The 14,797-nt window shown below is 69.0% G+C and carries 13 protein-coding genes; 12 read left to right on the top strand and 1 reads right to left on the bottom strand.

Annotated elements, in window-relative coordinates; all coding sequences use genetic code 11:
• Nucleotides 1–92 precede the first annotated feature (92 nt).
• Nucleotides 93–671 carry a phosphoribosyltransferase family protein gene (locus tag QN163_00230; GenBank protein MDR5682444.1) on the top strand — a complete coding sequence of 193 codons (579 nt, stop codon included), beginning with the start codon at nt 93–95 and terminating at the stop codon, nt 669–671.
• 3 nt (nt 672–674) lie between these two features.
• On the opposite strand, the gene QN163_00225 is transcribed toward QN163_00230, so the two are convergent.
• On the bottom strand, nt 675–2,036 hold the full coding sequence (locus QN163_00225; GenBank protein MDR5682443.1) for an NYN domain-containing protein: 1,362 nt from the start codon (nt 2,034–2,036) through the stop codon (nt 675–677).
• Between the two features lie 136 nt (nt 2,037–2,172).
• Here QN163_00225 and QN163_00220 point away from each other — a divergent pair, with 136 nt between their 5' ends.
• The 11 genes from QN163_00220 to speB all read left to right on the top strand — a co-directional run bounded on the left by QN163_00220 (nt 2,173) and on the right by speB (nt 14,780).
• Nucleotides 2,173–2,886 carry a rhomboid family intramembrane serine protease gene (locus tag QN163_00220; protein ID MDR5682442.1) on the top strand — a complete coding sequence of 238 codons (714 nt, stop codon included), beginning with the start codon at nt 2,173–2,175 and terminating at the stop codon, nt 2,884–2,886.
• Nucleotides 2,887–2,972: 86 nt separating this feature from the next.
• Nucleotides 2,973–3,272 (top strand): metal-sensitive transcriptional regulator, encoded by a 300-nt coding sequence (locus tag QN163_00215; GenBank protein MDR5682441.1) that lies wholly within the window; start codon nt 2,973–2,975, stop codon nt 3,270–3,272.
• 14 nt (nt 3,273–3,286) lie between these two features.
• Complete coding sequence (locus tag QN163_00210; protein MDR5682440.1) at nt 3,287–5,749, top strand: heavy metal translocating P-type ATPase; 2,463 nt, start codon at nt 3,287–3,289, stop codon at nt 5,747–5,749.
• Nucleotides 5,750–5,774: 25 nt separating this feature from the next.
• On the top strand, nt 5,775–5,981 hold the full coding sequence (locus QN163_00205) for a heavy-metal-associated domain-containing protein (protein MDR5682439.1): 207 nt from the start codon (nt 5,775–5,777) through the stop codon (nt 5,979–5,981).
• On the top strand, nt 5,978–7,285 hold the full coding sequence (locus QN163_00200; protein MDR5682438.1) for an ABC transporter substrate-binding protein: 1,308 nt from the start codon (nt 5,978–5,980) through the stop codon (nt 7,283–7,285). The genes QN163_00205 and QN163_00200 overlap by 4 nt, the downstream gene beginning before the upstream one ends.
• A 1-nt stretch (nt 7,286) precedes the next feature.
• On the top strand, nt 7,287–8,270 hold the full coding sequence (locus QN163_00195) for an ABC transporter permease (GenBank protein ID MDR5682437.1): 984 nt from the start codon (nt 7,287–7,289) through the stop codon (nt 8,268–8,270).
• Nucleotides 8,271–8,315: 45 nt separating this feature from the next.
• Nucleotides 8,316–9,173, top strand: a complete 858-nt coding sequence (locus QN163_00190) for an ABC transporter permease (GenBank protein MDR5682436.1) — start codon at nt 8,316–8,318, stop codon at nt 9,171–9,173.
• Nucleotides 9,174–9,326: 153 nt separating this feature from the next.
• A complete protein-coding gene (locus QN163_00185; protein ID MDR5682435.1) occupies nt 9,327–10,547 on the top strand; it encodes an MFS transporter in 1,221 nt (406 codons plus the stop codon).
• Between the two features lie 86 nt (nt 10,548–10,633).
• Nucleotides 10,634–12,145, top strand: a complete 1,512-nt coding sequence (gene hutH / locus QN163_00180; GenBank protein ID MDR5682434.1) for a histidine ammonia-lyase — start codon at nt 10,634–10,636, stop codon at nt 12,143–12,145.
• 23 nt (nt 12,146–12,168) lie between these two features.
• Nucleotides 12,169–13,851: a urocanate hydratase gene (gene hutU / locus QN163_00175; GenBank protein ID MDR5682433.1), complete on the top strand. Its 1,683-nt coding sequence runs from the start codon at nt 12,169–12,171 to the stop codon at nt 13,849–13,851.
• 2 nt (nt 13,852–13,853) lie between these two features.
• Nucleotides 13,854–14,780, top strand: a complete 927-nt coding sequence (gene speB / locus QN163_00170; protein ID MDR5682432.1) for an agmatinase — start codon at nt 13,854–13,856, stop codon at nt 14,778–14,780.
• Nucleotides 14,781–14,797: the final 17 nt, after the last annotated feature.

Below are 14,797 nucleotides of genomic sequence, written 5' to 3'. Positions count from 1 at the left end.
TTTCCGCCATTGTACCCCAGCACTTCGCGGCTGCGGCGCGGTGTGCTAAAGTACCCGATAACACCGGCGGACCTGATGCCCAGGGAGGGACGATGCGCTACGAGGGACAGACCGCGTTCGACCTGCGCGTGGCTGGGGTCCGGCGCACCCTACCCGTCGAGCAGGTGCAGGACAACGTCTGGATCCCCTTCTTTCGGCTGTGGGGCGACGTCGAGCTGACGAACGCCTGCGCCCGCGAACTGGCCAGCGAGCTGCGGACGAGGGAGTTCGACGCGCTCGTCTCGCTGACCGCCAAGTCCGTCCCGTTGGTGCACATGATCGCGACGTACCTGTCCGAGCCGCGCCACGGGCAGTTCTTCCCGTACGTGGCGTGCCGGCGCGAGGTCAAGAGTTATATGCGCGACCCCGTCGTCGTCGAGGCGCAGTCCATCACCGCGGCGACGGCCCACCCGCTGGTGCTCAACGGGCCCGATGCGACGGCAATCCGCGGCCGACGCGTGGCTATAGTCGACGACGTTGTCAGTACCGGGGGGACCTTCCAGGCCGCAGCCCGCCTGATGGAGGTGCTGGGGGCGCCGATCACCGCCCGCGCGGCGGTCATCCTCCAGGGGGATGTGTACCGCGACCCCGAGCTGATCTACCTAGCCACGTTGCCCGTCTTCACCCGCTAGGCGTCAGGATCTCTGCCGGGCTGGCATCAGCAGATCACCCTCCAGCGGGATCCAGCCGTCGGCGGCCGAGATCAGTTCGCCCGCGGTGTGTCCGGCTACCCCGGCGACGTGGACCTGCAGCCCCTGCCGGCGAAGCCATCGCACCAGGTCCACGAAATCGCCGTCTCCTGTCGCCAACAGCACCACGTCCAGGTCGTCGGCGCAGACGAGGATGTCAGTCGCCATCCCCAGGTCCCAGTTCGCCTTGTGCCGGCCATCCGACAGGCGCCGCAGGTGGAGGACCTTGACCTCGAATCCGATGTGCCGCAGGGCTGCTTCGAACGCCGCCTGGCCCTCGGCGTTTGATCCCTCGGTCACATACGCGCGCGCCACGGCGACTTCGCCCAGCTGCTGGCCGCGCGCCATCAAGGCGCCGTAGTGCACCCGCGATCCATGGGCGTCCCGCGCCGAGAAGTACAGGTTGGCGACGTCGGCAAAGATCCCCACGCGCACCTTGCCCGAACGCACGCGGGTCAACTCCCGGCGTGCGGCCTCGACCTGGCCTCGCTCGAGGGCGACCGCGACGCCGGCCAGGCGGCGGACGAGTTCCTCGGTGGCCTGCTGATGGCGGTCCAGCCGCGACTCCAACGAACGGATCGCCGATGTGAGTTCCTCCAGGCTGCGCCGGACGGAACCCTGCTGCTCGCCGAACCAGGACCGCACGCGCGTGATCTCGTCGCCCAGCCCCTGCACCTTCCGATCGATGTGAGCGGCCTGGCGCGCGACGTCCTGGTCCACGCGCCGGAGATACTGTGCGGCCTCTCGGAGGACGTCGCGCAGGTCCTTCGCGGCCGACGTGAGTCTCTCCGAGGCCGCCTGCAGGGGTTCGGAGGCGATGCGCACGAGCTCGTTGAGGACCTGCGTCGGCATCTCCTCCGGCCGGAGCTGTTGTTGCCGGGTGGCGTCGGCCAGGAAGCGGCGCCACCAGCTGCGCGCGCTGCGTCCGACGCGCGGGCGCTCATCCACGATCGCAGCGACCAACCGCTTCATCCCTTCTTCGGCAGAGCCGGTGCCGGCGATCCAGCGCGCCACGTGCTGGCTGGCGATCGCCTGGACGGCGGTCAGCTGCTCTTGAGCGCCCTCGAGCAGTTCCTCGGCCAGGCGGGTCCGCTCGCCAGGGTGCTGGCGCACCGTCTCGGCGACCGCATCCAGCAGCTCCGGCCGCGGGACCTTCGTGATCCGATGTCCGACGTACGTCACGCCCAGCCGCGTGGCCAGCGTCGCCAGGGCGCGTCCGGGATAGAGGGCTCCGACCAGCACGCGCACGGTGCGCTCGTCCTCGGCGAGCCACTCCTCGATCTTTCGAAGCCTTACTTCCCTGTCCACTGGCGGCCTCCCCACGGTCCGCTGCCCACCCTGTTGGGGATTCCACGTCGCCCCGTTCTTATACTCCCAGCCCCGGCGGCCGCTGCCGAGTGCCCGCGGCGGTCGCTACAATACATCCTGTTCGAGAGGCCGCCTCGTGCTGAGGGGACGTTCGCGCCACCCGCTGCTCGCGCTGCCCGGCGGATGCCCGGTCACCTGGGCTCTGCTGGCGGCCAATGCCCTCACGTTCGTCGCGTCCTTCGTCGGTGTGGCGCGGTGGGACGCCCTCGCCTTCCATACCGCCGACGCCGCGTGGCGGCCGTGGACGGCCGTTACGTATCCGCTGGTGGGTTCCGGTCCGATCCTGTGGCTGTTGGTCGGTGCCTACGTGGTCTGGATGTTCGGGGGCAGCCTGGAACGAGCGTGGGGAGCGCGCGACTACCTGATCTTCCTGATGCTGTGTTCACTAGTTGCGGCAGCGGGCCTGTGGGTCGGTGCGGCGCTCACCGGGCGTGCGGCACTGCTCGAAGGGCTGTGGATGCCGCTGGCGGCGGCGGTCGTGGCCTGGTCCCAGATCAATCCGCGGGAACGGGTGCTCGCATTCTTCGTACTGCCGGTGGAGTCCCGCTGGCTTGGGGCGATCGCAGCCGTAGTCGTGGTCTTCTCGTTTTCGTTCCCGCTTGGCGCATTCGCGCTCTTCGGCCCCGCTTTGGCCTGGTGGTTCGCGCGGCGTGGCCGGTACTCCCTGGGGCGCTTGTCGCGCCGTCTTCTCCCCAGTCCGGCCGCCCGGCTGCATCGCTGGTGGCTCAGGCGCCGCTTCCGGCGCCTGATGCGCATCAGCGGGCTGGAGGACCGGGACCGGATTCACTGATCTTCGGCGAGTGGGTTGCGGGTGCGCCCCGTCTCCGCTATCCTGATAAAGACCCCCTCCCCATAAGGGGGGGGGCGGAGGGCCCGATGGCGACCAAAGTCCTGGGTTCGGATCCCGTAGCCAAAGAGCGCATCCTCGCGCGCCTGCGCAGCATCGAAGGGCACGTCGGCGGGATCGTCCGGATGGTCGAGGACGACGCCTACTGCGTCGACGTGCTCAAGCAGACGAAGGCCGTGCAGGCAGCGATCGACCGGGTCAACGCCATGCTGCTGGAGCGGCACCTCAACCACTGCGTGAGCGCGGCGATCCGGTCGGACGACCCCAACGAGCGAGAGCGCGTCATCCGCGAACTGCTCGACGTCTTCGAGCAGAGAGTCGGCGGATAGAGGACGAAGGACCGATGCCGGACAAGACGATCGACATCCCCATTGAGGGCATGAGCTGCGCGTCGTGCGTGGCGCAGGTCGAATCCGCCCTGCGTGTGGTTCCCGGTGTGCGGGAGGCCTCCGTGAACCTGGCGACCGAGCGGGCGACCGTGACGGTCGACCCGCAGACCGCGGAGCTGCGGCGGTTGGTGCGTGCGGTGCGCGACCGCGGTTACGACGTGCGCACCGAGCGGGTGGACATCGCCGTGCGCGGGATGAGCTGCGCTTCGTGCGTGGTCCGTGTGGAGCAGACCCTGCGGGCGGTGGCGGGCGTGGTGGACGCCTCGGTGAACCTGGCCACCGAGCGCGCGACCGTAATCTACGTACCGGGCCTCGTCTCGATGCGCGACCTGTACCGGGCCATCCGGGATGCCGGCTACGATCCGGAGGAAGGTGAGGTCGCAGGTACTTCAACGGCCGCCGCCGACAGGGAACAGGAGGCGCGCACGGCGGAATTGCGCGACGTGCGCAACCGGTTCCTGGTTGCCGCGGTCCTCACGCTGCCGCTGGCGATCGGTTCGTTGCCCCACATGCTGGGTGTGCACCTCAGCGCGATCCCGCCCTGGCTGTCGGCACCGCTCGTGCAGTTCGCGCTGGCCACGCCGGTGCAGTTCTGGTCGGGCTGGCGGTTCTACCGGGGCGCTTGGGCGGTGGGGCGGCACCGGACGACCGACATGAACACGCTGATCGCGGTCGGCACATCGGCGGCCTACGGCTACAGCGCCGTCGCCACCTTCGCCCCACACGCGTTCGCGCGTGCCGGGCTCCAGCCGGCGCTGTACTACGAGGTCGCCGCGATCATCGTCACGCTCGTCCTGCTCGGCCGGTTGCTCGAGGCCCGGGCCAGGGGCCGGGCCTCGGAGGCGATCCGCAGGCTGCTCGCGCTGGGTGCCCGGACAGCCCGCGTCGTACGCGAAGGCGTCGAGGTCGAGATTCCCGTCGAGGATGTGCAGGTCGGCGACGTGGTGGTCGTGCGGCCCGGCGAGAAGATCCCCGTCGACGGCGTCGTCGTGCACGGTCGGTCCACAGTCGACGAGTCGATGATCACAGGCGAGAGCATGCCGGTCGACAAGGGCCCCGGCGACGAGGTAATTGGGGCGACGATCAACAAGACCGGCTCGTTCCGCTTCCGCGCGACCCGCGTCGGCACCGACACCGCTCTGGCGCAGATTGTCCGTCTGGTGGAGCAGGCACAGAGCAGCAAGGCACCGGTGCAGCGGCTCGTGGACGTCGTCGCCAGCTACTTCGTGCCCGCCGTGATGGCGGTGGCGATTGTGACCTTCTTGGTGTGGTGGATCTGGGGACCACAGCCCGGGGCGACGCTCGCGCTGGCGAACTTCATCGCGGTGTTGATCATCGCCTGTCCGTGTGCGCTCGGACTGGCGACGCCGACGGCGATCATGGTGGGCACCGGTGTTGGCGCTCAGCTCGGCGTGCTCATCAAGGACGCGGCCGCGCTGGAGATCGCCGGCCGCGTGCGGGTCGTCGTGCTCGACAAGACCGGCACCCTCACGCGGGGAGCGCCGGCCCTGACCGACGTGCGCGCGGCTGGGGGATTCTCGGAAGCGGAACTGCTGCAGATCGCAGCATCGGCCGAGCGGGGCAGCGAACATCCCCTCGGCGAGGCGATCGTGGCCGCGGCGCGCTCGCGGAATCTGGAACTGACCGATCCCGAGCGCTTCGAGGCCATCCCCGGAGGCGGCGTCGTCGCCCTCGTCGCCGGTCGCGAGGTCGTGGCCGGCAACGAGCAGCTGCTGGCCGGGCGCGCGATCTCGCTGGACGGGCTTGCGCCCGCCGCTCGGCAGTTCGCCGAACAGGGCAAGACGGCGATGTTCGTGGCGGTGGACGGACAGCCCGCGGGCGTGCTGGCGGTGGCGGACACCCTCAAGCCCAACGCGCGGGAGGTGGTGGCCGAGCTGCGCCGCATGGGCTTGCAGGTCGCGATGCTCACCGGAGACAACCGCCGAACCGCGGAGGCGATCGCCCGCCAGGTCGGCATCGACCGCGTGCTGAGCGAGGTGCTGCCACACCAGAAGGCGGAGGAGGTGAGGCGGCTCCAGGCGGAAGGCCACCGGGTGGCGTTCGTGGGGGATGGGATCAACGACGCGCCGGCTTTGGTTCAGGCCGATTTGGGAATCGCGATCGGTGCAGGGACGGACGTCGCGATCGAGTCTGCCGACGTCGTCCTGGTGGGCGACAACCTGGGGGCGATTCCCACCGCGATCCGTCTCAGCCGGGCCACGATGCGGACGATCCGGCAGAACCTGTTCTGGGCCTTCGCGTACAACACGGCCCTGATCCCGGTGGCGGCCGGGGTCCTGTACCCGTTCTTCGGAATCCTGCTCAACCCGGTCCTGGCGGCGGCGGCCATGGCGTTGAGTTCCGTGTCCGTCGTCTCGAACAGCCTGCGCCTTCGGAGGTTCGCCGCACACGCCTGACCTTCGATCGGAAGGAGGAGCCGCAATGGAGAGAGTCTACAAGGTACCCCGCATCCACTGCGGCGGATGCGTTGCTACGGTGGAGGAGACAGCCTCAAGCCTGCCCGGGGTCATTCGGGTGAGGGCCGACGAGAACAGTAAGGAAGTCCGCGTGGAGTTCGATCCCCAGCAGATCGACGAGGAGCGGATCAAGCAGGCCCTGGCGGACGTCGGTTACCCGGTCGCGGTCTGAAACCCGCGCCAAGGGGTACCCGATCACCGGACGGCCGAACACACCTGAGTGGACGAGGCCGGTTCACGCACGGCCGCTGGACGCCGCAGGCCCGCGACATCGAGGCCATCGACACACCCAACCCGCAAACCGTGGTGTTCCGTCTGCGTGCGGCCAGGGCGGCGTTCCGCGCGCAGCCGCTTGCCGACGTGCCGATCCTGCCGCGTCACATCTGGGAGTCGGTCACCGAGCCCCGCAGGTTCGACAACACGATCGGCAGTGGTCCCTACCGGGTCGGTGAGGTGCGCTCCGGTCAGTTCTACCGGTTGGTGGCAAACGACACCTACTTCGCTGGACGCCCCAAGGTGCGGGAGATTGTCCTCCCGATCATCCGCGACGCGGCCGTGGACTTCACGTCCCTGCGCGCTGGGGAGACCGATGCCACCGTCCGCAGCCTGTTGCCGGAACTGGTCGCTCAGTTCCAGGCGGTACGGGACATGAAGGTGGTGCGCGGCCCCGGGTATGCGTCCACACTGCTCCAGTTCAACCTCGAGCACCCTCAGCTGAGGGACGTTCGCCTGCGCCGGGCGATCGCGCACGCGATCAATACCTCTTTGATGGTGCGGCTGCTCATGCTCGGCTACGCGGTCGTCGGCAGCCCGGGCTACCTGCATCCCGCATCGCCCTGGTACAACCGGGAGGTGAGGATCGAGCCGAACAAGGCACGCGCGGTCGCGATCCTCAACGAGGCTGGCTATCGGGATCGCAACAACGACGGCATCCGAGAGGCACCGGACGGCACACCGTTGCGGTTCGTGCTCCTGGCCCAATCCGGCAACCCGGTCCGCATTCGCGGCGCGGACCTGATCCGTACGTGGCTGCGCGACGTCGGGATCGCCGTGACCGTTCGGGTCATGGAGGATGCGTCGATCATCGACTTGGTGTGGCCGGAGTTCGATGTCTGCAAGGGCCGCCGCTTCGACATGACGATGTTCGGCTGGTCGGCGCCCGTGATGTCGCGGCCGACGGCCCTGCGCGACCTGTTCCATTCGGACTGCCGAGTGGGGACCATCAACATCGGCGGCTACAAGAACCCGCGCATCGATCAGCTCGGTGAACAGCTCGCGACGGTGGTGGATCCGAACCGACAGAGGCAGTTGGCATACGAGATGCAGAGGATCATCGCACAGGACCTGCCGGTGCACGTGCTCTTCTACGCCGATGGAATCTACGCGTACCGGGCGTCCCGGTTCGACGGTTGGGTCTATCAGAAGGGACAGGGCATCGTCAACAAGCTGTCGTTCGTGAACGCGCCGCGCAGATAGCATGATGTGGCGGTTCCTGGTCGGAAAGGGGGCCCAGTACGCTCTCGTCCTGCTTGTCGCGAGCACGATCAACTTCGCGCTGCCGCGGCTGATGCCCGGAAGCCCCCTCGTGCTTCTGGCGGGCGAGGACGCCGCCTCTTTGTCCGCGGAAGACCGACAAAATCTCCTCGCAAGCCTGGGCCTGGATCGACCCGTCTGGCAGCAGTACCTGCACTATCTCGGGCGGCTGGCTGTCGGCGACCTCGGCTACTCGCTCCAGCAGGGCCGCCCGGTCGCCCACATCCTGGCCGAGCGGTTGCCCTGGACTCTGCTGCTGGTCGGGACCGCTCTCGTCCTGTCGACGGTCTTGGGCGTGTGGCTCGGCGCGATCGCGGCCTGGCGGCGGGGACGGGCGACCGATCTCGGCCTGCTGGGCGGCTGCATGCTCTTCGAGTCGATGCCCAGCTTTTGGCTCGCGATGATCCTGATTGCCACGGTTGCTGCGAAACTCCGCTGGTTCCCCATCTTCGGTGCGCGCACGATCGGGTCCGGCCTGGAGGGGCTGGCGCTGGTCGGCAACGTCGCCTGGCACCTCGTCCTGCCCCTGACAACCCTCGTCGTCGTATCGGTTCCGAACGTGTTCCTCGTAATGCGGTACTCGATGCTTTCGGTGCTCGGGGAACCATACATTGTCACCGCGCGTTCAAAGGGCTTGCCCGAGCGGGTCATCCTGTTCCGACACGTCACACGGAACGCGTTGCTTCCGGTCGCCACCGTCTTCATGCTGAACTTGGGCTTCGTGGTCGGCGGCGCCACGGTGATCGAGACCGTGTTCTCCTATCCGGGCGTGGGTCGCCTGCTCTTCGAAGCGGTGCTCGCACGGGACTATCCGGTGCTGCAGGCGTCTTTCTTCGTGATCACGGTCAGCGTCATTGCGGCGAACGTGCTGGCTGACCTGCTGTACCCGTTGGTTGACCCACGGGTGCGACGGGGTCTGGGGGTCTGAAGCGCATGTCGCTCTGCACCGGAACGCTGTGAGGGAGGCTGGCGGATGGCGACCGCGGAGGTGACCATGCCTCTGGCCAGGCGCCGCCTACGGGTTGGCGGAGTTGGCACCGTGGGTCTGGCGCTGCTGTGCGGTCTCATCGCGGCGGCGGCCTTGGCGCCCTGGATCAGTCCGCATGACCCGACGGAGAACGTCGCCGCGCCGTTCTCGCCGCCGAGCCAGGTCCACCCGTTGGGCACCAACGATGTCGGCCAGGACATCCTCAGCGAGCTGCTTTACGGGGCCCGCGTGTCGCTTACGATTGGGTTTTTAGCGGCTGCGGCTGCGATCGTGATCGGCACGGCGGTGGGCGTCGTCTCCGGCTACTTCGGAGGCTGGCTGGACGTGCTGCTCATGCGGATCGTGGACATCGTGCTCGTGCTGCCCTTCCTGCCGTTGATGATCCTGCTCGCGGCCTATCTCGGACCGAGCTTCTGGAACCTCATCCTGGTGATCGGCGCGCTGGTGTGGGCACGGCCCGCCCGCATCGTTCGCTCGCAGGTGTTGCAGCTGCGCACGCTCGATTACGTCGAAGCCGCGAGGGCACTGGGTGCGGGATCGCTGCGGATCCTCAGTAAGCACGTGCTCCCCGGTGCGCTGCCGGTCGCACTGTCACAGTTCATCCTTGCTGCCAGCAGTGCGATCCTGATCGAGGCGTCCTTGAGCTTCCTCGGTCTGGGGGATCCGACGGCGAAGAGCTGGGGGTCGGTCCTGTACTACGCTCAGGTGCGCAGCGCTTTCCTCAGCGGTGCGTGGGTGTGGTGGGTGCTGCCGCCGGGACTGCTCATCACGTTTACGGTGCTGGGTTTCGCCCTCACTGGCTTCGCGTGGGAGGCGAGGATGAACCCGCGCGTGCGGTGCTGACGGCCGTCTCGGGGCGAGGGTCGGGATGAGGACCGCTGAATTCGGCCGCCCTGGCATCCGCAGCCTCAAGGAACACGCCTGCTTGCAGGCAGCCAGGATGGCGCGCAAGAGGGATACGACCCCGGGACGTCGGGCCTCTTCGGATCTGTGGGATTGCCCCTGACCGCCCGCTACCAAAGCCTGCTCACCGGCAACGCGCACTTCCGGCGCGTCTTCGTCGGCCAGGTGATCTCGCGGGTGGGCGACGCGGTCGACGACGTGGCGGTGCTGTGGCTGGTGCTGCAGGTCACCGGATCGGCGGTTGCTGCGGCCGTGGCCCTCATCGCACAGATCCTGCCGACGGTGCTGTTCGGTCTGGTTGCCGGTGCCCTGGTGGACCGGTGGAACCGGCGCCAGACCATGATCACGATGGACGTCGTGCGCGCGGCGGTTGTGGCCGCCATCCCTCTGCTGCGCGGTGCGGGCCTGCTGTCGCTGCCGGTTCTGTACGTTCTGGTCTTCCTGCTCGGGGTGGCTTCCCAGGTCTTCCGTCCGGCGCTGCGCGCGAGCCTGCCCAACCTGGTGGCCCCGCACGATCTGGTGGCCGCCAACTCGCTGCTGGAGACCACGCGCCAGGTCGCGGGCGTCATCGGGCCGGGGCTGGGCGGCGTGCTGATCGCGACGGTCGGGATCGATACGGTCTTCTACCTCGATGCGCTGAGCTACCTAGCGTCGGGGGCGCTGATCGCACGCGCGACCATCCCGCAACGGCGCGAGGGTCGGGGATCCCCAGCGTCGTTGCTGGCCGAGATCGCCGACGGCATCCGATACCTGGTGCGCGCCCGCGTCGTTTTCTTGCTCGCAGTGCTGGGAATCCTGTCTCACTTCTACTGGGCGGCGATGCCGCTGGTGGCACCGGTGTTCTCCGAGCGGGTTCTGGACGCCGGCCCGGTAGGGTACGGGACGTTGCTGTCGGCACTCAACGCGGGGATGGCGACCAGCGGCCTGTTGATCGGACTGCTGCCCCCGACCGTATCAAGAGGTCGGCTCGTCCTGGCCGGCTACCTCGGGATGGGGCTCACCGCCGGGTTGCTGGCGGTCTCGCAGACCCTCGTGCAGGCCGCCGCCGTGCTTGCCCTCTCCGGAGCCGTCTCGATGCTGACGGTCGTGCCGTTCTTCGCCCTGCTCCAGCAGGCAGTCCCGGACGAATTCCGGGGGCGCGTCTTCGCGACCGACGAGACCTTGGAGCACGCTGTCCTGCCGCCGTTTTACGGGATCGTCGGCTGGCTGCTCGATGCATACGGAGCACGCTTGGCACTCGCCGTCGTGGCAGTCGTGCTCATCGGGGTGGCGGCGCTGGGGATGTCCCGGCGCGAGGTGCGCGAAGCCGTGTAGAGGAGTGGCCCGCTGCCGGTGAGAAGACTGCTTCGGTGTGCCTTCCGTCGGCCGTCGACCGACCACCGACGACCGACCGCCGACCGATGATCGAACTCGACGGCCACAGCCTGACGCCCGAGCAAGTCGAAGCCGCCGTCGGCGGGGAGCCGGTGCGGCTGGCGGCCCAGGCCCGGGTGCGCCTGCAGCGGGCCCGGGAGATGGTCGAACGGGTGGTGCGCGAAGGGCGCCCGGTGTATGCGATCTCCACCGGTGTGGGCGCGCTGCGCACCGTTCCGATATCCATCGAGGACGCCGAGGCGCTGCAGCGGAACATCCTCAGGTCCCACGCGGCCGGGGTCGGCACCCCGCTGGGCGAGGACGTGGTGCGGGCGATGCTCGTGCTGCGGGCGAACGCGCTCGCCGGAGGGTACTCCGGTGTGCGTCCGGTCGTGATCGACACGCTGCTTGGGATGCTCGAGCGCGGGGTGCATCCGGTGGTCCCCGAGCAGGGGTCGCTGGGCGCCAGCGGCGATCTGGCACCGCTCGCCCACCTCGCGCTGGTGCTCATCGGCGAGGGGGAGGCGATCCATGACGGCGAGCGCTTGTCCGGCGCGGAGGCGATGCGCCGGGCCAGGATCGAGCCGCTGGTCCTCGAAGCCAAGGAGGGGATCGCGCTGATCAACGGCACGCAGCTGATGACCGCGCTGGGGACGCTGTTCCTGCTCGATGCCGAGCGCCTGTGCGAGGTCGCCGACGTTGCAGGCGCCCTGACGCTCGAGGCGCTGCGCGGCACCGAACGCGCCTTCCATCCGCTGCTGCACGCCGCGCGGCCCCACCCCGGCCAGATCCGCAGCGCCGCCCGGATCCGGTCGCTGCTCATGGGCAGCGAGCGCGTCGCCCGAAGGGAGTACGACGGCGTGCAGGACGCCTACTCGCTGCGATGCATGCCCCAGGTCCACGGTGCCGTGCGGGATGCGCTCGCGCACCTGCGCCGGATCCTGACCATCGAGATGAACAGCGCCACCGACAACCCGCTGCTGTTCCCAGACCACGACGAGATCCTGTCCGGAGGCAACTTCCACGGCGAGCCGCTGGCGCTCGCACTCGACTACGCCGGGATCGCCGTCGCCGAACTCGCGTCGATCAGCGAGCGGCGGATCGAGCGTCTGGTGAACCCGCAGCTGTCCGGCCTGCCGCCCTTTTTGGCCCGGCAGAGCGGGCTGCACTCGGGTTACATGCTGGCCCAGTACACCGCCGCTTCGCTCGTCTCCGAGAACAAGGTGTTGAGCCATCCCGCCAGCGCCGACAGCATTCCGACGTCAGCCAACCAGGAAGACCATGTCAGCATGGGCGCACACGCCGCCCGCAAAGCGGCGCAGATCCTGCGCAACTGCCAGCAGGTGCTGGCGATTGAACTCGTCGTGGCGGCCCAGGGTGTGGAGATGGGTTCCGGAAGGCTCGGAGAGGGAACTGCGGCCGCGTACCGGATCGTCCGCGAGGCCGTGCGTCCGCTCGGGGAAGATCGCGTGCTCACCGAAGAGTTCGAACGGGCAGCGGCGCTGGTGCGCTCCGGCGCCTTACTCAAAGGCGTCGCATCCCCGGCCCCTGAGCCCTGATCCGGTCCACTTCGGAGGTGGCCATGAGGGGACCGACAGACATCCGCGCGCCGCGCGGTGCGCTGCTCACCTGTCGAGGTTGGGCACAGGAGGCGGCGATGCGCATGCTGATGAACAACCTGGATCCGGACGTCGCGGAGCGGCCCGAGGAGCTGATCGTCTACGGCGGGACCGGCAAGGCCGCGCGCAACTGGGACTGCTTTCACGCGATCGTCGACGCTTTGAGATCTCTGGCCGACGACGAGACGCTGCTGGTGCAGTCCGGCAAGCCGGTGGGTGTGTTCCGCACGCACGAGTGGGCGCCCCGGGTATTGATCAGCAATTCGATGCTGGTCCCGAAGTGGGCGACGTGGGAACACTTCCACGAGCTCGAACGGCGCGGGTTGATGATGTTCGGGCAGATGACCGCCGGTTCTTGGATCTACATCGGCACGCAGGGCATCCTGCAGGGCACCTACGAGACCTTCGCCGCGGTGGCGCGGACCCACTTCGGTGGCAGCCTGCGCGGCCGGCTCGTCCTGACCGCGGGCCTCGGTGGGATGGGCGGGGCGCAGCCGATGGCGATCACGATGAACGAGGGGACGGCGCTGGTGGTCGAGGTCGATCCGGCGAGGATCCAGCGCCGCCTGCGGGGGGGCTGGGTCGACGAGACCGCGGACGATCTCGACGACGCGCTGCGCCGGGTCGAGGCGTACCGGGCGGAGGGCGCGCCGCGGTCGGTCGCGCTGCTGGGCAACGCGGCCGAGGTGCTGCCGGAGGTGGTGCGGCGCGGTGTGGCCGTGGACGTGGTCACCGATCAGACCTCGGCGCACGATCCGCTCAAGGGATACGTGCCTCACGATATACCCCTGGAAGACGCCGAGACGTTGCGCCGGCGTGATCCCGCCGGCTACGTCCGGAGGTCGCTGCACTCGATCGCCCGCCACTGTCAGGCGATCCTAGACTTGCAGAAAGCCGGGGCGGTCGCCTTCGACTACGGCAACAACCTGCGGGGGTTCGCCCAACAGGCGGGCGTGGCCAACGCCTTCGACTATCCCGGGTTCGTACAGGCCTACATCCGACCGCTGTTCTGCGAGGGCAAGGGCCCGTTCCGCTGGGTGGCGCTTTCCGGCAACCCCGACGACATCCGCAGGACCGACGGACGCATCGTCGAGCTGTTCCCCGCCGACGAGGCCCTGCGCCGCTGGATCGTCCTCGCCGGGCAGAAGGTTCCGTTTCAGGGCCTGCCGGCGCGCATCTGCTGGCTCGGTTACGGGCAGCGCCACCTGGCCGGACTGGCGTTCAACGAGATGGTTCGGCGCGGCGAGCTGCAAGCGCCGATCGTGATCGGTCGCGACCACCTGGACGCCGGATCGGTGGCGTCGCCGAACCGGGAGACCGAGGGGATGCGCGACGGGTCGGACGCGGTGGCGGACTGGCCGATCCTCAACGCCCTGTTGAACGCCTGCGCGGGTGCGTCCTGGGTCGCCGTACACCACGGGGGCGGGGTGGGCATCGGGTATTCGATCCACGCGGGTCAAGTGATCGTGGCCGATGGCACTACACTGGGTGCCCGCAAGCTGGAGCGCGTGCTCACCACCGACCCTGGCACGGGTGTCGTGCGCCACGCCGATGCCGGTTACGACCGCGCGATCGAGGTCGCCCGCGAGCGCGGCGTCCGCATCCCGATGCTCCGCCATGGGTCGGAACCCCGCGAGGAGGCGTGAGCTTGCCGTCCACCTACCCGTACTTCGGGATCCATACCTTCTGCGGCGCCCCGCACCGCAGCCTCGAGGAATTCGCCGGCGGGATCGCGGTGATCGGTGTCCCCTGGGATCAGGGCGTAGGCTATCGGCCCGGCGCGCGGTTCGGCCCCGCAGCGATCCGTCAGGTCTCTTCGCGGTATCCGATCGCGGACGGCTACTACGACATCGAGTGCGACCGGGCGTTCCTCCAGGATGCCGCGGTCTTCGATCTGGGCGACGTGGACGTGGTGGCCACGCAGGTCGAGCGCACGTTCGAGAACGTGACGGCCACGGTCCGTGGCGTCGTAGAGGGGGGAGGCAGGCCACTCGTGCTCGGAGGAGATCACTCCATCACGTTCCCGGTGGTCCGTGCGCTCGATTCTGGGCCGCTCGGCATCCTGCAGCTGGACGCCCATCTCGATTACGCCGACGAGGTCGGGGAGGCCCGCCACACGAGCAGCACGGTGATGCGGCGCGTGCGGGAACTCCCGCACGTGCAGCGGCTGGTGACGGTCGGCGTCCGCGGCCTGCGGACGTCCGCGCGGGTGCTGGCCGACTCCCGCGGCCACGGCAACGTCGTGCTGAGCGCATCGGCGTTCGATCCCCGGAGGGTCCTCGACCAACTGGACTTCGACCTTGCCTGGTACGTCACGGTCGACCTGGACGTGCTCGACCCGGGTCAGGCACCGGGCGTCTCCTCCCCGGAGCCGGGAGGGCCGACCGTGGCGCAGGTCACCGCCCTCGTGCAGGCCCTCGGCGCAAACGCATCCGTGGTCGGCTGCGACGTCGTCGAGCTCAACCCGCTCGTGGATCCGACCGGTATCACGGCGGTGGCGGCCGCCAACCTGGCGGTGCGCTGCACGGCACTGCTCGCCAAGCCCGCACGCGACGCGCGCCCAAGGGTGGGGTAGGGGGCGTGGCATCGACA

It is taken from the genome of Armatimonadota bacterium, assembly GCA_031432545.1.
Taxonomy (GTDB): Bacteria; Sysuimicrobiota; Sysuimicrobiia; order Sysuimicrobiales; family Sysuimicrobiaceae; genus Caldifonticola; species Caldifonticola tengchongensis.
The sequence above is the reverse complement of the archived record's forward strand: the minus strand, read 5'-3'. Positions and strand labels throughout refer to the sequence as shown.